Genomic DNA, 24,487 nt, shown 5'->3' on the forward strand with positions numbered 1-24,487 from the left:
CCGACCGGCCCGCACCCTGAGGGAGCGGCCCGGTCGCCGGTTCGTCAGGGGGCGGCCTGCCAGGAGGTGCGGACGAGGGCGCGTTCGGTGGCGGCCAGGTGGGTGGCCGCCGCGAGCCAGGCCCGTGCGTACCCGTCCGGGTCGGCCTCGGCCGGCCTGCCGAACACGTCGCGGTCACGCCGGTCGGCCTCGTCGGCGAGCGCGACGGCCAGGTCGGCGGCCGTGCGGAACCCGGCGCGGCGCAGGGACGCGGCCTGCTCGCGGGCGTCGCCGCCGCGCGCGGACTCGGCGACCGCCCTGCGTCCGCCGGAGACGGCCAGCTCGACCAGCCGGCGCACCCGCCAGAGCGGCGCGCCGTCCAGCGGGTCCACCTCGGCGAACGCGTCCTGGCCGGGTGAGAGGCAGGCGTCGGCGGGTGGGGGGCAGGCGTCGGCGGGCGGCAGGTGCGAGCCCTGGAGGCGGTCGTAGCCGAGGTCGGCCCGGCCCTCCCACTCGGCGGGCAGCCTGAGCGTCGCCTCCTCGCCCCCGACCGGCCCCACGGCGAGCGGGACGAGCGTCGCCGCCCGGCCGGGCTCGACCCTGGCCACCACGCGCACCCGCAGGCCGGGCCGGGAGGCGAGCCGCCGCAGGTTCTCGACGTACGCGAGGTCGGGATGACGGTTCGCCGGAACCAGCCGGACCACCGGCCCCGCACCACCGGGGCCGGTGGGTGGGAGGTGGCGGGCCAGGACGTGGTCGCCCGCCGCGCCGACGATCACCAGGTCGCAGCCGACCGGCTCCCGTACCTGCTCGGCCGACTCCTCCTCGCTCCACGCCCCCGCCGACAGCCGGTCCCCCACCGCTTCGGGCAGCGGCCGGGTGAACAGCGCGCCGAGCGGCCCGTCCGTCCAGGCCAGGCCGGCGACCGGGGTGGCCCGTACGCCCTTGCCCGCGCCGAGGCGGCCGTCCGGGGAGACGGTGGCCCCGGCGATCAGCAGTCCGCCGCGGGCCAGTTGCGCGTGGCTCATCATGGCCGCCCCGATGGCGACGGTCGCGGTCGCCGCGCCACGGGCACGAGCCGGGCCGCCGGGCTTGACGTCGGCCACCGAGAACCAGCGTCCGTCGTCGGTGACGAGGTGGGTGACCACCCCGCCGTAGCCGGTGCTGCTGATCACGGGCTCGCGGAAGACGCCGTACACCTTCAGGCCGCCGTTCGGACGGTAGCCGCGCCGTACGGTGCCGACCAGCGCCGGGTCGGGATCGGACGCGGCCAGCCGGCCCACGGTGAGCAGCAGCTCCCGCAGGGCGGAGACCAGGTCGGCGAGGCGGTGGCTGTCGTAGCGGGCACGGGCGGCGCGCAGCCCGCGCACCACCCGCAGCGTGGCGGCCTCGGCCCTGGGCAGCCCGGCCAGGCGGGCGGTGTGGGCGGCTCTGAGCAGCTCAGCCTGCGGCACCGCGCCCGCGCCCGGCACGCCCGCCGACAGCACGGCGGCCGCCGCCCGCCACAACCCCGCGGCCGCCGCCACCTGCGCCGCCCCGGGCACCACCGCAGCCGGAACACTCACCTCCCCCGAGCCCCGCCCAGCTCCGACGCCCGCGTGTCCGGCTCCCGAGCCCGCTCCGGACCCGGCGCCCGCCTGCCCTGACCCTGACCCGGCCGCGGCACCCGCCTGGCCGGCTCCTGTATCAGGTCCCGACTCCGTGCCCGCCTGGCCGGTGTCCGGGCGTCGGGTGGGTTCTGTGGCCGGTTGGGCGGGACGTCCGTCGGCGGAGGGCGGGTCCGGTTGCCCGGAAGGTGACGGGGGTGTGGCCGTCTCGACGTCCAAGGGCGGGGTGTCGGCAAGGGGGCAGGCGGTGAGGAGGGCGGCGCGGTGGAGGCACCGGGGGGCGAGGAGGCAGGAGCAGCGGGCCTGTCCCTCCTCCGCGATCACCCCCGACGGCCCCGGCGACAGCGTGACCACCGCGTCCTCGCCGCACGTGACCACCACGTCGGTGCCGTCGGCCACCCGGTCGAGGGCGGCGTACTGGTCGACGGCCGCGTCCAGCTTCTTGCGCAACCTGCTGGTCAGGCCGTCGACGGCGGCGGCCACCACGTGCGGCGCGGCGGGCGGGAGCGTTGCAGAGGTGTTCACCGGACTTCTCCCCGGAGGCGGTCCCCCACCCAGCGGGCGAGGGCGAGCGGGCTGAGCGCGGCGACCGGCATGCCGGCCGCGACGAGCTGCTGGGCGATGGGCAGCGAGTAACGGGGCACGCCCTGGTCGTCGAGCGCCGCGCAGCCCAGCAGGTGGACGCCGGACCCGGCCAGCGAGCGCACCTCCGCGAGCAGGCCGCCCACCGGGTAGCCCTCCTCGAAGTCGCTGACGACGACCACGAGCGTACGGCTCGGCACGGTGACCAGCGTCCGGGCGTGCGCGAGCCCGGCGGCGATGTGCGTGCCGCCGCCGACCCGCACTTCGAGCAGCAGGGACAGCGGGTCCTCCACCCGGTCGGTCAGGTCGATCACCTGGGTGGAGAACGTCAGGAAGTGCGTCGAGAGCGTCGGCACGCCCGCGAGGACGGCGGCCGTCAGCGCGGACCACACGACCGAGGCCTCCATCGAGCCCGACACGTCGACCACGAGGATCAGCCGCCAGTCGGCCTCCTTCCTGGACCGCGTGCTGAACACCGGGCGTTCCGGCACCACCACGAGCCGCCCGTCGTCGAGACGGCGGGTGTGGGCCAGGTTGGCGCGCAGCGTGCGCGGCAGGTCGAGCCGTCCGCCGGGCCTTCTGGTCGGACGCGGGTTCGCCAGGCCGGTCAGCGCGGGTCTCAGCCGGGTCGCCAGCTCACGGGTCAGCTCGGCGACCAGGCGGCGGACGAGCGGCCTGAGCTTGGCGACCTGCTGCTCGGGCAGCCCGCCGGCCAGCGACAGCACGGACGTCAGCAGCTCGACCGACGGCCGCACGGCGGCGGGGTCCAGCTCGGCGAGCACGTCGTGCCGTCCGGCGTCGGCGGCCCTGGCCAGCACTTCCTCGCGTACGTCGCCGCCGAACAGGGACTCCAGCTCCTCGGCCCATTCGCGGGCCGTGGGGAACGGGTCGCCCTGGCCTCCGGTGTCGCCCTGCTGCCCGAAGTCGTCGGCGCCCTCGCCGCGGCCGGCGCCGTAGAGCTCGTCCAGGGCGCGGGCGTACGGGCGGGCGCCGGCGGGCAGCCGTTCGCGCTCCCGGCCGAGCAGCAGCCGCCACCGGTCGGCGGGGCCGATCCGCGTCCCGCCCTCCGCCCGGCGCGTGGACACCGACGGCGCCGGACCGTCATGCGGGGCCGGACCGGGGGCCGGACCAGCTTGTGCGGGCAGATCGTCCTGCGGGACCGGGTCACCGTGCTGGGCCGGGTCGTCCTGCGGGGCCGGGTCGTCGTGGGGGGTGAGGAGGCCGAGGGTGCGCAGGGCCGTCAGGCCGGCCAGGTCGGCGGCGGTCCAGGCGGCCAGCAGGTCGGGCGGCGCGTCCAGCGTAAGGTCCGGACGGTCCCCGAGCCGTTCGGACACCGCCGCCAGCAGACGGCCGCGCGCCGCCGGGGCGAGCGTGTCGAACCCGCCGCGCAGGGCGGGCAGCCGGTCGAGGAACTCCTTGTCCGCCAGCTCGTCCACCCGGTCCATCAGCGGGCCGAGCGCGGCGGGCGCCGCCTGGAGCAGCGGTCCGGCGGCCGTGAGCACGCCGGTCAGCAGCAGGCTCAGCCGGCGGCGGCCGTCCGGGGCGGTGGCGGTGTCGATCCAGCCGGCCGCCCGCGTGCCCAGGAGCTCGGGGCCGTCCAGGTCGAGCAGCACGCGGGCGGCCAGCGCGGCCCCCTGGACGAGCGGCGCCCCGGTACGCGCGAGCGCGCCCAGCGCGTCGTCCAGCCGCAGGCCCAGCCGCTCGTCCCCGGCCCGCGTGGCGAGCGCGACCAGCGCGACCGCGTCCTCGGGCCGGTCGCTGCCGGCGAGTCCGGGCAGCGACCGGACCGCGGCCTCCAGCAGCGTGACGGCCAGCTCGCCCGCCTGCTCGCGGCCCTCCGGCGTGGTGCCGGGAAGGTGCTCGCGGCGCAGCGCCTCCAGCAGGTCGAGGGCGTCGAGCAGCTCGGGGAGGGTGGCCGTGGCGGGCAGCGTGCCGGCGGCGTCGGCCAGCCGCTGCCCGACCAGCTCCGGCAGGTCGCAGCGGGCGGCGGCGCGCAGCCCGTCGAGGATGGTGCGGCAGGTGGGCCCGCCGTCCGCGGACTCGCGGCGGTAGGTCTCGCGCAGCGTGCCCGCCGCCGCCTGGGCCGCGGTCACGCCCCGGACGCCGGCCAGGTCGAGCAGCGCGGGGACGGCGGGCGTCCAGGACAGGCGCCACTTGGTGGTAAGCGCGGTGGCGTCGCCGGTGCCCGCGACCTGGATCGGCTCGCCGTAGCCGACGCCGCACACGTGCAGCCGCCGCAGCAGCACCTCCCGGCGCGCGTCCAGGTCGGAGCGGAGCGGGTCGAGACGTACCTCGCGCGGCTCGGGGTCGTCCGGGCAGGGCAGCCTGAGCGCGGCCAGCTCCTCCTCGACGGCGGGGCCGAGCCCCGAGCGGGGGGTGCCGGGGGCGGTGCGGCCCCTGGCCGTCCCGACGAGCACCGTGTCGAGCGCCTTGGCCAGCGCGCGTCCGCGGCCCAGGGGTTCGCCCTGGCCGAGGACGGTCGTCACCGCCTCCAGCAGCTCGCCGCGGCCGGGGGCGGGCAGGCCGCGCAGGCGGGCGAGGTCGCACGCCAGGCGCAGCGTCTCGACGGCCTCGCCGGTGCCCGCCGTGTGCCCGGCGGCCCGCAGCTCCCTGCACAGGTCGGTGATCGCGCGGGCGGCGCCGTCCCTGACCCGGTCCGGTACGCCGTCCGCCTCGAACACCGCCTGCTGCCAGCGCGGGTCGCGGATCCCGGCCGGGTAGCCGGACCGGGAGTCGAGCAGGTCGAAGGCGTACGGCACCAGCGAAGTGACGGCCCGCGCCCCGACGGACGCAGACCCGGAGGGCGCGGAGTCGGAGGCAGAGGGGGCGGGGGCGGGGGTCTCGTCGGTGGTGAGCAGGGCGGGGGCGTGGAAGGCGCCCACGACCGCGGCGACCCGGCGTCCACCGGCCGCGGCGGCGGACACCACGCGCCGCATGTGCGCCTCCCGCGCCAGGTCCCTGGCCGGGACGCCGCCGCCCGCCGCCGCGTCGCGCCGCAGCGCCCAGCCGACGCCGAGCGCGGCCCGGCGGACGGCCTCCGGCTCGCAGCCCGGCGCCAGGACCTCGACGGCCCGGTCCCACATGTCGTCACCCGCCCGCCCGGTGCCCGAAGCGGCCAGCGCGTCGGCGAAGCGGGGCCCGCCGTCGGCCTCAGCCTGGGGCCCGGGCACTGGCCCGGGCTCGGGCGTTGGCCCGGGCTCGGACGCTGGTCCGGGCTCGGGCGTTGGCCCGGGCTCGGGCGTTGGCCCGGGCTCGGGCGCTGGTCCGGGCTCGGACGCTGGTCCGGCGGCCTGTCGGCTCGGGTCCGACAGCGGGAGGTCGCAGCACAGCACCTCCACGCCGCGCTTGACCGCCCACCGGATCGCCACCAGCTCGGGGGAGAAGTCGGCGAACGGGTAGAAGCCGAGCCCGTCCGCGCCGTTCCCGGCCAGGGCGACCGGGGCGACGGTGGCCGGGTCGGCCAGGTGGGGCAGCCACTGCTGGAAGTCGGCGGGCAGCTCGACGCACACCGTCTCGGGGTCGGCCGCCTCCAGCAGCTCGGGCAGCACCACGGCCAGGGCCGGGCTGTGGTGCCGCACCCCCACCAGGTACGGCCGGGTCGCGGCGGCCAGCCCGGCCACCACCACCCGCGGATCCGCCGGGTCAAGCGGCGCCGCCGGATCGAGGGACGGGGCCGGCGCATCCGGGGTGGCCGGGGCCTCCGGGATGGCCGCGGCCGCCGGGTCAAGCGGGCCGGCCGCGGCCGTCGAGTTGAGCGGGTCGGCCGGGGTGTGGGGTGTCAACGGAGGTTCTCCCGCAGGTCCCAGAGGCGGCGCCACATGGCCGAGCCGTCCTCGGCGCGCCGCCGCACCGGCCCGTCCCAGTAGCCGAGCAGCCGTCCGTGGTCGGCGGGGTCGTCCTTGCGCACGACGCCCAGCAGGTGGCCGGGCACCAGGTCGAGGACGTCGCCGCCCGGCAGGTACGCGGCCGCGACGCCGAGCGAGGCCGCCACCTGCACCGCCTCGGCGGTGGACATCACGGTGCCCGGCCGCTCGACGTCCCAGCCCTCGCCGGACCGTCCGGTGCGCAGGTCGCGGAAGACCGTGACCAGCGCCTCCAGCACCGCGTCGTCCACGGCGAACCCGGCGCCGGCGCGCTGGACGACCGCCGTGGCCTGCCGCCGCACCAGGGACGTCTCGGCCGCGGCGTCGGAGATGGGATCGACGGTCTCGAAGTTGAAGCGCCGCTTGAGCGCGGCCGACATCTCCGACACGCCGCGGTCGCGGAGGTTGGCCGTGGCGATCACCGTGAACCCGGGGACGGCGGCCACCTGCGCATCGTCGGTGCCGGCCAGCTCGGGGACGCTGACCCGCCGGTCGGACAGGATGGACACCAGCGCGTCCTGCACCTCGGGCAGGCAGCGGGTGATCTCCTCGACCCTGGCCACCCGCCCCGACCGCATGGCGGTCAGCACCGGGGAGTCCACCAGCGCGCCCCGGCTGGGGCCCTGGGCCAGCAGCAGCGCGTAGTTCCAGCCGTAGCGGAAGGCGTCCTCGGTGGTGCCGGCGGTGCCCTGGACGGTGAGCGCGCTGGTGCCGCAGACCGCCGCGGCCAGCAGCTCCGACAACATCGACTTGGCCGTGCCGGGCTCGCCGACCAGCAGCAGGCCGCGCTCGCCGGCGAGCGTCACGACGCAGCGCTCGACCAGCGCGCGTTCGCCGACGAACTTGGGCGCCACCTTGAGCTTGGACGGCAGGCCGTCGCGGGCGGGCAGGGAGAGGGTCTCCTCGCCGCTGCCGCAGATGAAGGTCACGACGGCGCGCGGCGTCAGCAGCCAGCCGGGCGGGCGCGGGCCGTCGTCGTGGGCGGCGAGGAAGGCCAGTTCGGTGGCGTACCGCTGCTCGGCGGAGACCACCTGCGTGGCGGGGGTCGCCTCGTCGGTGAGGGTCATGGGGTTTCGTGTCCTTCGTGTGGTGATGACAGGGGTCAGCGGCGGCGGCCGCGTTTGACGTCGAGCTGCCCGAACCGGGGCACGTCGCCGTCCTGGACGCGCCGCCAGGCCCTGGCGTACAGGTCGGCCGCGGGTTCGCCGGGCACGATGAGGCCGCCGAGGCCCGCGTCCGGGCTGAACATCGGGAGTTTCCACTGCTCCAGCGGGAGCCGCGGCGTGCGCTCCTCCGACCAGCCGCCGGTCAGGAACAACGAGCGTCCGGCACGGGCGCGCACGGCCTGGACGACCAGGTCGGTGCGGGCCAGCTCGGCCCGCGCGGCCTTGAGCCTGGCCGGCTTCCAGCCGGTCCACCGGGCGGTGTTGCGGTCGGTGGGGTCGGGCATGGCCAGCAGCATCAGGTAGACGGCGGCGGCGTCCTCGCCGAGGCCGTGCGCCTTGGCGACGTCCACCACCAGGTCGGGCACCGAGCGGGTCGGGTCCTGCGGCCACCAGGTGCCGTCGGCGTCCCGGGCGCCCTGGGCGGGGTCGCCGGGGTCGGCCAGCAGCGCCGCGAAGCGCGGGTCGAGGGCGGTGCGCAGCGCGGACACGGCGGGGAAGGAGCCGTTGAGCCCGATCAGGGCCCGCAGGTAGGGGTCGTCGCCGGCCGGGTCGAGCAGGTGGGGGCGGAGCGCGGGCGAGGGCTGGCTGTCGTAGGTGGCCATGACGACCGCGCCGTACCGCTCGTAGCCGTCGCCGACCTCGGTCGGCGTGCCCGCGACCTTCTTGAACGCGGGCAGGCCGACGTACTCGTCGAGGTCGATCAGCAGCCCGGGGTGGGCGAGCCGGTCGCGGACCGCCGACAGGGCGGCGGGCAGCGCGGCGCGCAGCGGATCCCCGGCCGGCAGCCGGTGGGCCAGCCACGCGGCCGTGGCGACGGCCGTGACCAGCGACCGCCCGCCGAACCCGGTGCCCTGGCCGACGGGGTGGACGCGGTCGCCGCGCACCTCCCACTCCAGGTCCACGCTCAGCTCGGGAGCGGCGGCGGGGTCGAGCACCGCGCGCAGGGCGTGCGCCGGGTCGTCCCCGACGGTGCGCAGCGCGCGGGCGGCCTCGCCGAGCAGCCATTCGGGCAGGGCGAGCCGCCGCCCGACGCGCTCGTTCCACACCCGCGCGGCGGCGGCCGCGTCGGGGCCGTCGGTCCACAGGCGGGCCGGGTCGGCGGGCAGCAGCGCCGCCGTGACGGCCCGCCGCACGCCGGCGCCGAGGGCGCGCAGCTCGTCCTTGGCGACGGCGGCCTCGGCCACCTTCACACCGATCGTCGCGCGGGCCTCCTTGTCGAGGAAGGTCCGCTCGTAGGTGTCCACCTGCGGGAACCCGGCCACGACCAGCCGCGCGGCGGTCCGGGAGACCCCGGTGAGCCGGGCGAACTCCTCGGCGGCGGCGTCGTGCCAGGGGGCCGGGCCGCGCGCGGCCAGCTCGGCGAGGAACGCCGCGAGCCAACTCGCCTCCCGGTCCCCGCCGACGGGCGAGGTGTCGCGGACGGTGTAGGGCGCGGGCACCTCGAACGCCCCGGCGGGGTCGTGGCACAGCGCCGTCCATTCGAGGCCGTCGACGTCGGTCTCCCGCAGGTCGAGGAAGGCGACGAACGCGCCGCCGCCCAGCGGCAGCACGCCCGAGAGCGAGCCGTCCGCCGGGGCGCCGTCCGCGCCCACCAGGTGCTCGTGCCTGAGCGTCACCGTCATGCGGCGCCAGCGGGACGCGCCGGCCGCGACCGGCAGGCCGCCGTCGCGCAGCTCGTCCAGCAGCACGCCCAGCGCGTCCCGGTGCTCGGCCGGGGTGGTCGGCGCCGCACACCGGTACGCCACGGCGGCGCAGTGGTCGAGCAGGCGCTCCCACCGCAGGCCGGAGGCGGGCAGTCCGGGCAGGCGGAGGTGGTTGGCCACCTGCGGGCGGTCCTGCCCGGCGGTGACGGCCCGGCCGACCGCGCGGATCTGCTGGACGGCGGCGTCGGCGTTGTGGCGGTGGTAGCCGCGGCCGTCGCCGATGCCGTTGAGCGCCTCGTCCAGCAGCTGGTCGGCAGGCCCGGACGGCCCCCGCTCGGCGGCCGGGTCGCCGGCCAGCGCGCGGTTGAGGTTGGCCACGACGGTGCGCACCGCGTCCTGCTGGTTGGCGGCGAAGCCGACGATCCCGGCCACGCCCTTGACCAGCGCCTGGTGGGTGATGCCCGGCAGCAGCGCCCGGACGGCCGCCGCCAGGTCGGCGCCCTGGGACGCGGCCGCTTCGAGCAGGGCCGCGGCGGTCTCGCGATCCGCGCGGCGCAGCGCCGCCGAGCCTTCGAGGTCGCGGGGGCGCAGGCAGTACCAGTAGCGCTCGGGCGGCAGGATGGGCGTGCCCGCGCCGAAGGCGCCCGGCTTGGCGTCGGTCCGGTACTCGGCCAGGACGACGCCGTCGGCGCCCACGAGGCTGATCCGGTAGCTGCCGCGCACGACGGCGCAGGCCCGGTCCGCGCCCGGGAACGTCAGCACCCGCACCGGCACTCCGGCGCCCGGCGGCAGCGTCACCGAGATGCCGGACAGGTCCTCGGCGCGGTGGGAACCGTCGGGCAGCTCGGCCACGCGCAGGCCGTACAGGCCGGCCACGGGGGCGCCGACCGGGGTGGGCTCGTCGGAGGGCGCGGGCAGCAGCCAGCCCTCGCCGGGACGGACGTCCGGGATGCCGGAGAGGAAGCCGGGCAGCGACTTCCTGCCGACGCCGCCGCCCGCGGGGTCGAACTCGTACCAGCCGCTGTCGTGCTCCGACCCCGACCAGATCCACGTCCAGAACGACGTGCCGTCGGTGAGCAGGTGCCGCTCGTCGGGGACGGCCGTGTCACCGGCGTGCAGCACGCCGTACCCGGTGGTGCGGCCGCCGCCGGGGACGGCCAGGCTGACCGGGTCGTCGCCCTGGTAGTAGTCCAGCCGCGTGCCCCGGCTCCGGTCCGTCCCGTCCAGGTCGCGCACCCGGTCGGCGGAGGTGTGCCAGTAGCCGCGCAGGCCGTTGGCGCGGTCGCGGGAGTCCCAGTAGACGAGCAGCTCGCCGTCCACGTAGTGGAAGCCGGGATCGCTCCAGGTGTCGTCCCTGGGGACGCGCAGATCGTGGGTGAGCAGGACGCCGTCGGCCGAGAGCACCCGGGCCTGCGCGGTGCCCGCGACGACCAGATGGGGCCAGGCGTCGCAGACGACGAGGTCGTCGATGTCCTTCTCCGGCACGAGCTCGGTGGCGGCCTGCTCGAAGGCGGGCCAGCCCAGCTCGTCGATGACGCCGGAGCGCAGGGAGCGGGCCAGCACCCCGGCCACGTCGGCGTCGGTCACCGCCTGGCGCACCTCGTCCTCGGCCAGGGCCAGGGCCTCGCCGGGCAGCCAGGACAGGCGGCGCAGGGCGTCGGGCAGGTTGGGCAGGCCGGCGGCGGCCGAACGGCGGGCGACCAGGCGTACCCACTCGGTCAGCAGCGGACGCCCGCCCGGCGAGGCGGCCAGGGCGCGGACGGTGGCCCGGCCGGCGTCGTCGGCGTCGAGGTAGTCGGCGCCGTGCCGGAAGGCGGTGTGGAAGCGGCCGTCGGCGGCCAGGGCGAGCAGGTCGCGCCGGTCGTCCTGCTCCGCCCAGTGCGTCAGCCGGAGCCGGGCGCCGGGGCCGGGGTCGGCCAGGGGGATGCCGAGGGCGAGCAGCAGGTCGATCAGGTCGGCGTCGTCGTCGACCGCGATCGTCTCGCCGGTCGCGGTCAGCTCGGCGCGCAGCCGGTCGGCCATGCGCTCGATCAGGGCGTGCAGCGCGGGCAGGTGCGGCGCGACGCCCCAGGCCCGCTGCCGCGCGGCGAGGAACCTGCGCAGCCAGCCGGCGGCGCCGTCGGCCGAGCGTTCCGGCTCGGGCACGTCGGTGTGCAGGCCGGCGGTCGCGCCCGCGCTCTGCAGGATGTCGAGCCAGATGCCCGGCAGCTCCCGGTCGCGGCTGTCGGGGATGACGTTCAGCAGCGTGCCCCGCAGCTCGGGCCGCTGCCTGGCCAGCGCCGCGACGGCCGGGGCGTGGGACTTCCACCAGCCGGTCGGGGCCTGCATGGCGGCCGGCAGCGCCAGCACCTCGGCCAGGTAGTCCTGCTCGGCCGCCGCGGCGTCCACGCCGGCGGCTCTGGCGAGCCTGCGGATGTCGGCGGCCATCTGCGCGGAGGGGGCGAGGCCGCCGGCGGTCCTGCGCACGCACAGCCGCGCGTACCTGTTCAGCGCCTCCTCGGCGGGCAGGCGGGCGGTCAGCTCCTTGGCGTACCCGGACAGCGCCTTGACCGGCAGCGCCCCGGCCAGCGCGAACTCCAGGAACACCGCGTCGAGCCGGTCGTCGTCCACGGCGAGGCCGTGCTGGGCCTCGGCCCGGCGGGCGGCGGAGAACAGCTGCCCTGCGTACTGGGCGTTGTCGGCCGCGGCGAACACGCGGGCGGCCTGCTCGTAGAAGGTCGGCAGGAAGTGCGGGACGGCCGCGGCGAGCTGCCCGGCCAGGCGCTGGTAGGCGTCGAGCGCCATCTTGGGCTTGGTCCTGGCCTGCCGGGCGACGCGCTCCAGCTCCGGCACGACGGCCAGGGCGTGGTGCCCGTCCTGCGGGTGGTGGACCAGCACCCATTCGGGGAAGCCGAGCGAGCGCCGCAGGCCCAGGCCGACCACCGCGGCCTCGCCCTCGGGGACCAGGCCGAGGAAGCCGCCCACCGCGTCCTCGGCGGCGCTCAGCTCCTCGGTGACCAGGCGGACGATCACCCGGTCGTCGAGGCCGGGGTGCCGGTAGGCGCGGGCGACCAGCGGCACGGCCCGCTCCCCCGCGCCCTCGGTGCCGGGCGGCAGCACCGCGCCGGCGTCGAGCAGTTCCTGTGCCTCGGCGTTCCGCGAGATGCCGGTCATGCGCCCTTCCCCTCTTCGACCTGGCGGCCGGCGTGCAGCGCGGCGGCCATCCTCATGCCTTCCGACCAGGCGACCGGACCGACCTCGCGCAGCGTGAGCGTCCTGCCGTCCTGGTCGCGCCAGGTGAGATCGCCCGTGGACGTCTCGCTGTCCCAGTAGGGCTCGCCGATCCAGACGGCGGCCTCGGTGAGCCGGCCGGCGTCGCGCACCTGGCAGGTGGCGAAGCCGCCGGAGACGCGGTAGCCGAGCTGGGTGGCGCGGGCCGCCACGCCGAACCTGGAGGCGTACGTGCCGCCCGCGAAGTCCTTCACCTGGCGCACCCCTTCGCCCTGGTCGGCGGGCTTGCGCCAGATGGCCCGGTGGATCTGCTCGACCTTCTGCGTGATGCCCAGCTCGGCGGCGAACTCGCGCAGGTCGTCGAGGTCGGGCAGGAGCACCGGGTGCGGCAGCGTCACCGTGCGCGGGGCCAGCCTGACGGTCTCGCCGTCGAGGTTGACCATGCGCAGCTCGCCGGAGGCGGTCGCGTCGCGCAGGAAGCCCACCTCGTCGGGGTCGTCGCCGACGACCGCCACGTCACGCAGCGCCGTCTGCCACGCCTCGTCCGGCCACACCCGGGCGATCAGCTCGGTCGGGACGGGCAGCGAGGACACCATCCAGGCGTCCACCTGCGCCACGCAGGACGCGGCGTGCCGGTCGAGCCATTCGGCGAAGCGGCGCAGCCGGTCCGCCTCGGGGTGCTCGCGCACCGCCTTCGGCAGCGTCTTCAGCTGCCGCCCGGCCGAGCGGCCGGACGTGGCCCTGGCCGTGACCCGGCCCTCTATCAGGGCGACCTCGTACGCGTCGCCCGCCGCCAGCCAACCCAATTGCCGCCGCCTCTCCTCGTGCCGCCATGGCATGCGGCCATGCCGTCAGGCCATGGGGATGTGTCGCGGCGCGGATCTCCCGCCGCCACGTTGCGCGGAACGTTATCGGCGATCACTGACAAATGCCTACCGACTGCCCGACTGCCCGACGGCCCGACTGCCCGACGGCCCGGTTACGGCGCCGGGTCTCCCCGGGGATCGGGGATGCGGTGATTTGCGTGCCTACCGCCTAAGGACCGTCCGCACCGCCTAAAGAGCAGGGCAGGATCGCCGCGCGCAGGCTACGGGCGCGGGCGGCGGGGGTAGGCCATTCCGGGCCGGGGGCGCCGACCGGGGAGCGGACGCGCGGCTCGCTCGACGGGGGGATGGCCGGTGAAAGTCGTCGTCGATCTGACGCGTTGCCAGGGGTACGGCCAGTGCGCCTTCCTCGCACCCGACGTCTTCACCATGCGCGAGGAGTCCCTGCTGTACGACCTCGACCCCGCCGACGAGCGGCGCGAGCACGTGCTGCGCGCGGCGGCGGCCTGCCCCGTCCAGGCCATCCACCTCGACTGGACGGCCACCCGGCTCACGCCCGAGCCGCCCGGCCCGCCGGCGCGCGGGATGACCGACGGCCGCATCGTCATCGTCGGCGCGTCCCTGGCCGGGGCGCGGGCCGCCGGCGTGCTCAGGCGGGAGGGCTTCACCGGGTCGCTGACGGTGATCGGCGACGAGCCCGCCGAGCCGTACGACCGGCCGCCGCTGTCCAAGCAGGTGCTCATGGGGCAGGTGGCCCCCGACCACGTCATGCTGCCCCACCTGCGCGAGGTCGAGGCCGACTGGTTGTGGGGCACCCGGGCGACCGGCCTGGACGTGGCCGGCAAGCGCGTCCTGCTGGCCGACGGCCGCGAGGTGGGTTTCGACCGGGTGCTGCTGGCCACCGGCACCCGCGCCCGGCCCTGGCCGCACGAGGAGGAGGCCCGGCTGGCGGGCGTCCACACGCTGCGCTCGATGCGGGACGCCGCCGGCCTGCGGGAGGCGCTGGCCGCCCGCCCCAACCGGGTGCTCATCCTGGGCGCCGGGTTCACCGGCAGCGAGATCGCCTCGGTCTGCCGCGAGCTGGACCTGCCCGTGACGGTCGTCGAACGCGGCCCGGCCCCGCTCGTCAACGCCCTCGGCGGCGTGATCGGCGACGTCGCCGCGCAGCTCCACCGCGAGCACGGCGTGGACCTGCGGTGCGGCACCACGGTCACCTCGCTGGAGGGCGACGGGCAGGGGCGGCTGCGCGCCGCCCATCTGTCGGACGGCAGCACCATCGAGGCCGAGGTCGCCGTCGTCGCGCTCGGCTCGGTGCGCAACGTCGAGTGGCTGCTCGACTCGGGGCTGGCCGCCGGCGTGTGGGGCGTGGCCTGCGACGCCGGCTGCCGCGCCGTGGACACCAACGGCCTGGTGACCGACGACGTCTTCGTCGCCGGCGACATCGCCCGCTTCCCGCACCCGCTGTACCAGTACCAGTTCATGACGCTGGAGCACTGGGGGAACGCCGTCACCCAGGCCGAGATCGCGGCCCACAACATGGTCAGCGACCAGACCCACCGCTGGCCGCACCTGTCGGTGCCGGTGTTCTGGTCCAGCCAGTTCGGGGTCAACATCAAGTCGGTGGGCGTGCCCACCTTCGCCGACGAGCTCGTCGTCACCCAGGGCTCGACGGACGAGCGCCGCTTCGTCGCCGTCTACGGCTACAAGGGCCGGATCACCGCCGCGGTCACCTTCGACCAGGGCATGTGGCTGGAGTTCTACCAGCGGCTGATCGAGCGGGCGACGCCCTTCCCGCCCGCCTTCCGGCACGTGGACATGCGGGGTGAGGCGCGGCCCGTGCCGGCCCGGGTGCCCGAGCGGCTGGTCGCGGCCGAGGGGGCGACGGTCGTGGTGACCGGCCACGACCCGGCCGAGCGGCGCGCCTCGCTGCTGCACGCGCCGCAGAGCTGACCCGGCAGGAACCAAGGACAGGAGTGCAGGAGATGACCTCGGACGCCGCCATGCAGCGCATCCTCGACCCGGCCGGCCGCGCCGACCCCTACCCGTTCCTCGGGGAGCTGCGCCGCAACCCGGTGACGCGGCTGGCGGACGGCTCGTACGTCGTCAGCACGTACCGGGAGATCGTCGAGCTGCTGCACGACCCGCGGGTCAGCTCCGACCGGCGCAATCTGGCCGACGCGCCGGAGGAGCCGGAGCACGCGCCCGCCTTCATCAGGCTCGACCCGCCCGAGCACGACCGGCTGCGCCGCCTGACCATGCGCCACTTCGGCCCGCCGCACTCGCCGGGCGTGGTGGACGGCCTGCGCCCGATGATGCTGGCCACCACCACCGAGCTGATCGACGCCCTGGCCGGCAAGAACCGGGCCGACGTCGTGGACGAGGTCGCCTACCCGCTGCCGATCGCCGTCATCTGCCGGCTGCTCGGCGTGCCGGCCGAGGACGAGCAGCAGTTCCACGCCTGGGCCGACCAGATCGTCGAGACGCTCGGGCCGGGCGAGGAGAACCGCGCCGAGCGGGCCCGCGAGCGCCAGGCGGTGTCGCAGAACCTGGAACGCTACCTCGCCGGGCTGGCCGAGGCGCGGCGGCAGGAGCCGGGCGACGACATGTTGTCCGGGTTCGTCACCTACGAGGGCCCGGACGGCCGCATGACGCCGGAGGAGGTCGTCGCCACGTCCCTGCTGCTGCTCATCGCCGGGCACGAGACCACGATCAACCTCATCGCCAACGGCATGCTCACCGTGCTGCGCGACCCCATGCTGCTGGAACGCCTGCGCGCCGACCCCGACCTCGTCATCACCACGGTCGAGGAGCTGCTGCGCTTCGAGCCGCCCGTGCAGCTCGTCTCCTCCCGGGTCACCCTCGACGACGTGGTCGTCGGCGGCGTGACCATCCCGGCGGGCTCGCCCGTCGTGCTGGCGCTGGCGGCGGGCAGCCGCGACCCGGCCCACGTGCGCGAGCCCGACCGGTTCGACCCGTGCCGCCGGCCGAACGAGCACCTGGGGTTCGGGGGCGGCGTCCACTACTGCTTCGGCGCGCCGCTGGCCCGGCTGGAGGCGCAGGTCGTGCTGGGCGAGCTGGTGCGCCGGGTGCGGAATCCGCGGCTGGTCGCCGACCCGCCGCCGTACCGCCCCAGCCCGGTGCTGCGCGGCCCCCGCCACCTCCTGATCGACTACGACGGCATCGCCCCCGCCTGACCCGGCCGCGTTCCGCCGGGTCGTGACGTTGATCTGTGACTTCGTGTGCAGTTGAATGAGCGGGTGCGTGCTGGGCGGGTGGTGTCTCCTGTTCTGGTTGGGCGGGAGAAGGAGCTCGCCCGGCTCGTCGCGCTGGTCGCCGGGGCGCCCGCCGTGGCCGTCGTCGAGGGCGAGGCCGGCATCGGCAAGTCCAGGCTGACGGCCGAGCTGCTCGGCGGTCCCGCGGTGGCGGGCCTGCGGGTGCTGAGCGGGGCCTGCGTGCAGATCAGGGAGCCGTTCCCGCTGGGTCCCGTCGTCGAGGCGTTACGCGGACGGGCGGCCGAGCTGGCCGGCGCTGCGCTGTCGCCGGTCGCCGGGGCGCTGCGCGAGCTGCTGCCCGAGCTGGCCGGGGTGCTGCCGGAGACGCCGCCGCCGCTCGACGACCGGGCGGCCGAGCGCCACCGCGTCTTCCGCGGGCTCGCCGAGGTGCTGACCGCGCTCGGCCCCGCCGTCCTGGCGGTGGAGGACCTGCACTGGGCCGACGGGCAGACGGTCGAGTTCCTGACGTACCTGATGTCCGTGCTGCCGGTGCTGCCCGGCGCGTTGCGGGTGGTGCTGACGTACCGCAGCGAGGAGGCGTCCGGGGCGGTGCGGGCGATCACGGCCCGCGCCCCCGACACGATCACGGCCGAGCACCTGGTGCTGCCGCCGCTCGACGCCGCCCAGACCCGGGTGATGGCCTCGGCGATCCTCGGGGCCGAGGAGGTGACGGCCGCGTTCGCCGAGCACCTGTGCGGGCGGGCGTCCGGCCTGCCGCTGGCCGTGCAGGAGCTGCTGGCGCTGCTGCGCGACCGCGGCACGCTGATCCGGTGGGAGGGCGGCTGGGCGCGGCGGGCGCTGGAGGAGCTGGACGTGCCGAGCGGCGTGCGCGCCTCGGTGCAGGAACGGGTGGCCCGGCTCTCCCCCGGCGCCAAGGAGGTGGCCGAGCGGGCCGCCGTGCTGCAGCTCCCGGTGCCGGTCGCCCTGCTGTCGGGGCCCGACGTCGGGGCGATCGACGAGGTGCTCGGCTCCGGGCTGTTCGCCGACACCGGCGGCCTGGTCGGGTTCCGCCACGTGCTGGCGGCGCAGGCGGTCTACGAGGCGATCCCGCTCGGCCGCCGGCAGGCCCTGCACGCCGCCGCCGCCGACACCGTACGCGAGCTGCGCCCGGTGCCGCTGGGCCGGCTGGCCCACCACCTGCGCCAGGCCGGCCGGGCCGGGCAGTGGGTGACGGCCGCGATCGAGGCGGCCGAGCAGGCGTCCCGGCTGGGCGACGACGCCGAGGCCGCCCGCCTGCTGGAGGACGTCCTGCGCGGCGCCGACCTGCCCGCCGCCCGGCGGGCCGAGCTGACGGTGAAGCTGGGCTGGGCCGCGCTGGAGCTGCTGCGCCCGCCGCCGGTCGCCGACCTGCTCACCGGCGCGCTGGAGCAGGACGTGCCGCCCCCGGTGCGCGGCCACCTGCGCCTGCTGCTCGCGCTGCACCTGGAACGCACCCGCACCGACGGCGCCCGCATCGGCGAGGCGTTCGCGCGGGCCGCCGACGACCTGGCCGGCGAGCCGGGCCTGGCGGCGTGGGCCATGGCGGGGGTCGGCCGCCCGCCCAGCGGCCTGCCGCCGGAGGAGAGCAGGCAGTGGCTGGAGCGGGCGCTCGCGACCCTGCCCGCGGTCGCCGACCCGGCCATGCGGATGCTGGTGCTCGGCAAGATCGCGATGATCTTCGTGGTGATGGGCGACCCGCGCTGGGCCGTGCTCGCCGACGACCTGCTGCGGGAGACCGGCGGACGGCCGCTGCTGCGCCGCGAGGTCAACGCCTACCGCTCCATCGGGGGCGCGGCCCTGTTCAGCGGGCACCACCGGCGGGGCCGCCGCCTGCTGACCGCGGCGGTCGAGGAGGGCGCCGAGCCCGACCTGCGCGAGCGGCTGGAACTGCGCTGCCTGGTGAACCTGGCCGCGGCCGACTACTTCGAGGGCTCCTGGCAGGGCCTGCCGGCCAGGCTCCAGGAGCTGCGCGACCAGTTCGGCGACGAGCCGCACGAGCGCATCCTCGTCGACATCGTGACCGCCTGCCTGGCCGTGGTGCAGGGCCGCCAGGAGGCCGCGCTGCCGTCGCTGCTCGACGCCGCGGCCGAGGCCCGTACCCGGGGGCAGTACGACGACCTGGTGCTGCCGCTGGCGATGTCGCTGCGGCTGAGCGCGGCGCGGGGCGAGCCGGCGGCGGCGATCGAGGCGGCCGTCGAGGCGGGCCGTCACTGGGAGGCGAGCGAGTTGTGGCCGGTGGCGGTCCGCGCGCTGCCCGCGCTGACCGAGGCGCTGCTCGTGGCGGGCCGTCCCGGGGAGGCCGCCGACGTCGTCGCGCGGCACGCCGCCCGGCTGGCCGGGCGCGACGCGCCGCTGGCCGGGCCCGCGCTCGCGCAGGCCCGCGGCCTGCTGGCAGCCGCCGACGAGCAGTGGGCGCGGGCCGCGGCCGAGTTCACGGCCGCCGCCGACGCCTACGAGACGGTCCCGGCGCGGTACGAGGCCGCGCAGGCGAGCGAGCAGGCCGCGGCCTGCCTGTTCGCCCTCGACGACCCCGAGGCCGCCGTCCGGCTCGGCCGGGCCGTCGCGGTGTACGCCGACCTCGGGGCGCGCTGGGACCTCGACCGCGCGACCGGGCTGGGCCGCAGGTGGGGCGTCCGCCCGGCGGCGCAGAGCGCGCCCGCGCAGGCGGGGAACGACCACGCCCTGTCGGCCCGGCAGGAGCAGGTGGCCCGGCTGGCGGCCGAGGGGCTGACCAACCAGGAGATCGCCAGGGAGCTGTTCCTGTCGCCGAAGACGGTGGACAAGCACGTCAGCGCGGCCATGCGCAAGGTGGGGGCGCGGTCGCGGACGGAGCTGGCCCGCCACCTCCTCCCCAGCGACTAACCCCCAAGATGGGGATTTTTCCCCATAGAGCACCCCATACCCCACCCCCTACGTCTGCCACGACACTTTCGGCATGTCCCACACCATCCACGACCCCGACCGGCCGGACCCGGACGACCCGGCCCCCGACGTCCCCTCCCCGCACGAGGAGACCCCGGAGCCCCCCCGCCCGCCGGACGGCTTCGAACCCGTCTGACCCTTCCTGACGGCTTCGCACCCGTCTGCCCCTTCCTGACGGCTTCGAACCCGTCTGACCCCTCCCGGACGGCCATGACCCCGTCCGCACCCTTGCGGACGGTTCCTCCTGCCGGGCCATGAGCCCGCGGCCGTCCGAACCCCTCCCCCGCCAGAAAGGCCACCATGGCACTGCCCCGCCCCCCGCTGGCGCGCCGGACAGGCGTCCTGCTGACCGCGGTCACCGCGCTCGCCGGCGTGCTGACCGCCGGACCGGCGACCGCCGCGACACCGGACACCCCCGCCCCCGGCGCCCCCGCCGCCCCCACAGCGCCCACCGCGCCCGCAGCGCCCGCGCAGGCCGCCAAGGACGTCACCCTGTCCGGGGTGCGCGCCCAGAAGGTCGTCGTCACGCTGATCACGGGTGACAAGGTCCAGCTCACCCGGAACGCCGCCGGCCGCTACCGCGTCGAGCCGGCCCCCGGCACCCGCCAGGACGGCCGCCGCATCAACCTGTTCACCCAGTTCACCCCGGACGGCGTCTTCGTGCTGCCGGACGACGCGGTCTCCGCCGTCCAGGCCGGGCTGGTGGACAGGCGGCTGTTCGACGTCAAGTACCTGGCCGAGAACGGCTACTCCGACGAGGTGGCCAAGCGGCTGCCGGTCATCGTGCAGTACCCCGGCGACCAGGCCGAGGCCGCGGTCAGGCGCTCGGCCGCCGCCGTCCCCGCCAGCGAGCCCACCCGGACGCTGGAGAGCATCCACGCCTCCGCCCTCGACGTCACCAAGGCCGAGGCGGGCGCGTTCTGGGAGGCCGTGCGCGGCGCACGGCCCGCCGGCGAGGGCCTGGCCAAGTCGCCCGGCGCGCTGCGCGGCGGCATCGCCAAGCTGTGGCTGGACGCCAAGGTCAAGGCCGACCTGGACGTCAGCGTCCCGCAGATCGGCGCCCCCAAGGCGTGGGAACGCGGTCAGGACGGGACCGGCGTGAAGATCGCCGTCCTGGACACCGGCGCCGACACCGGCCACCCCGACCTGGCCGGCCGGATCGCCGACAGCAAGTCGTTCGTCCCCGACCAGCCCGTCCAGGACGGGCACGGGCACGGCACCCACGTCGCCTCGACCATCGCCGGCACCGGCGCGGCCTCGGGCGGCAGGTTCAAGGGCGTCGCCCCGGGCGCGCAGCTCGTCGTCGGCAAGGTTCTCGACAACACCGGCTCCGGCCAGGAGTCGTGGATCATCGAGGGCATGGAGTGGGCCGCGCGCAGCGGCGCCAAGGCCGTCAGCATGAGCCTCGGCGGCCCGCCCAGCGACGGCACCGACCCGCTCAGCCAGGCCGTGAATGACCTGACCGCCGAGACCGGCACGCTGTTCGTGGTCGCCGCGGGCAACCTGTACGAGGCCGAGACGATCAGCATGCCCGGCGCGGCCGACGCCGCGCTGACCGTGGCCGCCGTGGACAAGAGCGACAAGCTCGCCGCGTTCTCCAGCCGCGGGCCGCGTCCCGGCGGCGGGCTCAAGCCGGACATCGCCGCGCCCGGCGTGGACATCGTGGCCGCGCGGGCGGCCGGCACCTCCATGGGCTCCCCGGCGGACGACCACTACACCGGCGCCTCCGGCACCTCCATGGCCACGCCGCACGTGGCCGGCGCGGTCGCGATCATGGCGCAGCGGCACCCGGACTGGACGGCCCAGCAGCTCAAGGCCGCCCTGATGTCCACCTCCACGGACGACGGCTTCACCGTCTACGAGCAGGGCGCCGGCCGGGTGGACCTGGACCGCGCGACCCGGCAGCAGGTGTTCGCGACGAGCGGCGGCGTGGACTTCGGCCTGCTGGAGACCGGCAGCGCGACGAAGACCGGCGAGATCTCCTACCGCAACCTCGGCGACCGGCCCGTCACGCTCACGCTGAAGGCGGCGATGGGCGCCGCGAAGCCGGTCCTCGCCGACGCGACGCTGACCGTCCCCGCCGGCGGCACCGCCGCCACCACCGTCACCCTCGACCCGGCCGAGCTGCCCGTCGGCATCTACAGCGGGGCCGTGACGGCCGAGGCGGACGGCGTCCGGCTCAGCACGCCGCTCGGCGCGGTGCGGGACGTCCCCAAGTACGACCTGACCATCCGCACCATCGACCGGGACGGCAAGCCGCGCACCCCGTCGGCCATGAGCGTCCTGGACGTCGACGGCAACAAGGGCGAGCTCGGCCCCAACCGCATCGACGACGTGGGCCTGGTGGTGAGCCGCGTCCCGGCCGGCACCGTCAGCCTGCTGCAGGTGCTCGACTGGGTGGACGCCGACGACCGCGCCAACCGGGCCTGGCTGTTCGAGCCCGAGCTGACCGTCACCGGCGACATGGAGATCACCCTCGACGCCCGCAAGGCCACCGAGGTCAGCTTCCGCGCGCCGAAGACCGCCCAGCCGCTGAACAACACCTACGACGTCTTCTTCCAGCGCACCCTGCCCAACGGCAAGGTCTTCGGCGGCACGCTGCTGTCCAACCGCCCGCTCGGCGCCTGGGAGAAAGTGTGGGCGCTGCCGACCAAGAAGGTCACCAAGGGCAGCTTCCGCTTCGCCGGCCAGTGGGAGCTGGGCGTGCCCGAGGTCACCATGACCATGCGCACGCCGAAGCGCACGACCCTGCATCCGGTCACCCGCGTCCACACGATCGACGGCGGCGAGATCCACCCGGGCTACGTGCCGTTCGAGGGCGCCAAGGACCTGCGGGTGGTGGACGCCGGCAAGGGCCGTCCCGAGGACCTCGCGGGCAAGGACCTGCGCGGCGCGCTCGTGCTGATCGACGCCGAGCCCGCCGAGGGCATCTTCGGGGTGGCGTGCGGCCTGCAGATCGAGCGGGTGGGCCCGATCAGGGACGCGGGCGCCGCCGGCGTCCTGGCCTTCAACGAGAAGGCCGCCACCTGCCCGATCCCGCTGCCCATCTCGCAGAAGCCGTTCAGCGGCCCGTTCCAGCCGGTCAACATCCCCGTCGCCTACGTCTCCAACGCCGAGGGCCGCAAGATCCGCGAGGAGGCCGGCCGGGGCGCGGTGACCGTCCGGGTCGAGGGCACGCCGAACACGCCGTACTCGTACGTGTTCCGCCCGACCGTGGACGGGCGCGTCCCCGACTCGATGCGGTACGAGGTGACCGAGCGCCGGCTCCACCAGGTCGACCTCGACGTGCACGCCGGGCCGTACACGAAGTACATGAACTGGCGGGCCTCGTGGCGGACCGACGACATCTCCTACACCACGACCAACACCAACATCCTCCAGTGGTCGGCCCCGCTGCCCGAGCGCAGGACGCAGTGGATCTGGCCGCTGGACCCCGAGCTCGTGAGCGAGGCCGGCCTGTCCGCGCTGGTCACGTCCGCGCCCGGCGAGGAGGTCCAGGAGTCCCGCTACCGGCACGAGGTGTTCGACCGGCCGGGCACCACCGTCCAGAAGTGGTTCGCCACCCCGAGCACGCCGGGCGCCTCGACGGCCTCCGACAAGCTGTACGCGCTCGGCGGCCCCGCGGACGCGCCCCCGCTCAAGCAGCTCGTGATCGGCGTGCCGTGCGCGATCTGCGTGCACGACGGCAACCTGTGGGTGACGCCGTCCATGGTCAACGGGGTCGGGGACCGGCGTGACGACGGCGTCGCGTTCGGCGACCTGATCCCCCAGTACGAGCTGCACCTGTACCGCGACGGCAAGGAGCTGCCGAACGCCCCGCTGCCGGGCTTCGACACGCTGCCGCGCTACCCGCTGCCCAAGGAGCCGGGCGCCTACCGGCTGACGGCCAGGAACGCCCTGTCGGACATCGAGTGGACGTTCACCGCGCCGCCGTCCAAGGAGCAGCTCAGGCCGGGCGCCAACTGCTACGCCTGGTTCGTCGACGGGCTGGTCGAGCAGTGCCGCACCACCCCCGCGGTCTACGTCAGCTACGACCTCGGTGACACCCTGTCGGCCGGCAACACCGTCGCGGCCGGGCGCAGGCACACGTTCGAGCTGGAGGCCTATCACGGGCCGTCGGCGGCGAAGATGCCGGCGATCGCGGGCGTGCGGCTGTGGACCAGCACCGACGACGGCGCCACCTGGCAGCCCGCCGACCTCCGGCGGGGCCGGGACGGTGTCTACACCGCCGGCGCGACGTACCCGGCCTACCGCGCCACCAAGGGCGCGGTGAGCCTGAAGGTGGAGGCGTGGGACGCGGCGGGCAACCGCCTCAGGCAGACCACCCTGCGCGCCTTCAACCTCCGCTGACCCCGGTGACCGCGGCCGCCTGGTGGGCGGCCGCGGTCTCCTCCCCGCTTCCCGGCAGTACGTACGGCGGTGCGCGGGCCGTTCCCCTGCCGGTGTGCTCATGGCGGTACGGTGAGCACCCGGCGGCGTACGGCCACCGGGACGGAAAGCGAAGGGAACCCCGCGCCATGAACGCCACCGGACGGGACAAGGGCCCGGCGGCGGCCTGGCGGCGGGCCCGCGACCGGCACGGGTGGCTCGACCACCTGTCCCGCGCCGTGCTGCGCTACGACAAGGCCGACGGCGGCCGGTTGTCGGCGGCCCTGACCTACTACTCCTTCTTCGCCACCTTCGCCCTGGCCCTGCTGGCGTTCGGCATCCTCGGCCACGTCATGGACGACCCGACGGTCCTCGCCACGGTCCAGCACTACCTGAGCGAGAACTTCCCGCGCCTCGACGTCCAGGCGTTACGGGAGGCCGGGGGCACGGCCGGCGCGGTGGCCTTCGTCGCGCTGCCGATGACCGGGCTGTTCTGGATGGACACCCTGCGCTCGGCCACCCGGGCGATGTGGGGGCTGGAGGAGTATCCGGGGCGGTTCTTCCTGCGCCAGCTCATCGACCTGGGCGTGATGGCCGGGCTCGGCATGCTGCTCGCCCTGTCGCTGGCCGTCGCCTTCGCCGCCGAGCGGCTGCTGACCTGGCTGGCCGTGCTCACCGTGGGCGTCGAGGCCCTTCCGGCCCAGTGGGTGCTCACCGCGGCCGGGATCGTGCTCGGCCTCGGCGTGAACACGCTGCTGGCGATGGCGCTGCTGACCGCGCCGCCCCGGCTGCGGGTGCCGCTGCGCCGCGTGATCGGCCCGGCGCTGGTGATCACCGCCGGGCTGGAGATCCTCAAGACGATCGGCCAGGTCTACGTCAACCTCACCGCGGCCAATCCCGCCTACCGGGTGGTGGCGGGCGCGGCGGGCATGCTGCTGTTCCTGAAGGTGCTCAACCAGCTCATCCTGTTCGCCACCGCCCTGACGGCGACCGGCACGTCGGGCCACGTCAAGGATCTGGCCGTGCGGCGGGCCCGTTGACAGGGTAACCAACCAAGCGCATGCTCGTTTCG

The 24,487-nt window shown here is 76.2% G+C and carries 11 protein-coding genes; 6 read left to right on the top strand and 5 right to left on the bottom strand.

What is annotated here, in order from left to right:
* Positions 1-44: 44 nt before the first annotated feature.
* Genes ACFYYW_RS13270 through ACFYYW_RS13290 form a run of 5 tightly spaced genes read right to left on the bottom strand, consistent with a single transcriptional unit; the run spans position 45 to position 12,889 of the window.
* Positions 45-2,111: a hypothetical protein gene (locus ACFYYW_RS13270; protein WP_387648120.1), complete on the bottom strand. Its 2,067-nt coding sequence runs from the start codon at positions 2,109-2,111 to the stop codon at positions 45-47.
* Complete coding sequence (locus ACFYYW_RS13275) at positions 2,108-5,950, bottom strand: DUF5682 family protein (protein WP_387648123.1); 3,843 nt, start codon at positions 5,948-5,950, stop codon at positions 2,108-2,110. The genes ACFYYW_RS13270 and ACFYYW_RS13275 overlap by 4 nt, the downstream gene beginning before the upstream one ends.
* Positions 5,947-7,098, bottom strand: coding sequence for an AAA family ATPase (locus ACFYYW_RS13280; protein ID WP_352323711.1), 1,152 nt, complete (start codon positions 7,096-7,098; stop codon positions 5,947-5,949). The genes ACFYYW_RS13275 and ACFYYW_RS13280 overlap by 4 nt, the downstream gene beginning before the upstream one ends.
* Positions 7,099-7,133: 35 nt before the next feature.
* Positions 7,134-11,993 carry a DNA-binding protein gene (locus ACFYYW_RS13285; RefSeq protein ID WP_387648127.1) on the bottom strand — a complete coding sequence of 1,620 codons (4,860 nt, stop codon included), beginning with the start codon at positions 11,991-11,993 and terminating at the stop codon, positions 7,134-7,136.
* Positions 11,990-12,889 (bottom strand): DUF4132 domain-containing protein, encoded by a 900-nt coding sequence (locus ACFYYW_RS13290; protein ID WP_387648130.1) that lies wholly within the window; start codon positions 12,887-12,889, stop codon positions 11,990-11,992. Before ACFYYW_RS13290 ends, ACFYYW_RS13285 begins: the two co-directional genes overlap by 4 nt.
* 339 nt (positions 12,890-13,228) lie before the next feature.
* On the opposite strand from ACFYYW_RS13290, the gene ACFYYW_RS13295 reads away from it, so the two are divergent.
* From ACFYYW_RS13295 to ACFYYW_RS13320, 6 genes are all read left to right on the top strand, one after another.
* Positions 13,229-14,824 carry an FAD-dependent oxidoreductase gene (locus ACFYYW_RS13295; RefSeq protein WP_387648133.1) on the top strand — a complete coding sequence of 532 codons (1,596 nt, stop codon included), beginning with the start codon at positions 13,229-13,231 and terminating at the stop codon, positions 14,822-14,824.
* Positions 14,825-14,856: 32 nt separating this feature from the next.
* The gene (locus ACFYYW_RS13300) at positions 14,857-16,068 is read left to right on the top strand and encodes a cytochrome P450 (protein WP_352326854.1); all 1,212 of its coding nucleotides are present in this window, start codon (positions 14,857-14,859) and stop codon (positions 16,066-16,068) included.
* A gap of 78 nt (positions 16,069-16,146) precedes the next feature.
* Entirely contained in the window at positions 16,147-18,987 is a 2,841-nt protein-coding gene (locus ACFYYW_RS13305; RefSeq protein ID WP_387648136.1) for an ATP-binding protein, read from the top strand.
* Positions 18,988-19,060: 73 nt separating this feature from the next.
* Entirely contained in the window at positions 19,061-19,183 is a 123-nt protein-coding gene (locus tag ACFYYW_RS13310) for a hypothetical protein (RefSeq protein WP_387648139.1), read from the top strand.
* Positions 19,184-19,347: 164 nt separating this feature from the next.
* Positions 19,348-23,397, top strand: a complete 4,050-nt coding sequence (locus ACFYYW_RS13315; protein WP_387648142.1) for a S8 family serine peptidase — start codon at positions 19,348-19,350, stop codon at positions 23,395-23,397.
* A gap of 167 nt (positions 23,398-23,564) precedes the next feature.
* On the top strand, positions 23,565-24,455 hold the full coding sequence (locus ACFYYW_RS13320; RefSeq protein WP_364390878.1) for a YihY/virulence factor BrkB family protein: 891 nt from the start codon (positions 23,565-23,567) through the stop codon (positions 24,453-24,455).
* Positions 24,456-24,487: the final 32 nt, after the last annotated feature.

It is taken from the genome of Nonomuraea sp. NPDC001831, assembly GCF_042892035.1.
Classification (GTDB): domain Bacteria; phylum Actinomycetota; class Actinomycetes; order Streptosporangiales; family Streptosporangiaceae; genus Nonomuraea.

Coding starts and splice junctions, on each gene's coding strand:
- ACFYYW_RS13280 (WP_352323711.1), bottom strand. CDS start 7,098: ATGACCCTCACCGACGAGGCGACCCCCGCCACGCAGGTGGTCTCCGCC.
- ACFYYW_RS13285 (WP_387648127.1), bottom strand. CDS start 11,993: ATGACCGGCATCTCGCGGAACGCCGAGGCACAGGAACTGCTCGACGCC.
- ACFYYW_RS13290 (WP_387648130.1), bottom strand. CDS start 12,889: ATGCCATGGCGGCACGAGGAGAGGCGGCGGCAATTGGGTTGGCTGGCG.
- ACFYYW_RS13300 (WP_352326854.1), top strand. CDS start 14,857: ATGACCTCGGACGCCGCCATGCAGCGCATCCTCGACCCGGCCGGCCGC.
- ACFYYW_RS13310 (WP_387648139.1), top strand. CDS start 19,061: ATGTCCCACACCATCCACGACCCCGACCGGCCGGACCCGGACGACCCG.
- ACFYYW_RS13315 (WP_387648142.1), top strand. CDS start 19,348: ATGGCACTGCCCCGCCCCCCGCTGGCGCGCCGGACAGGCGTCCTGCTG.
- ACFYYW_RS13320 (WP_364390878.1), top strand. CDS start 23,565: ATGAACGCCACCGGACGGGACAAGGGCCCGGCGGCGGCCTGGCGGCGG.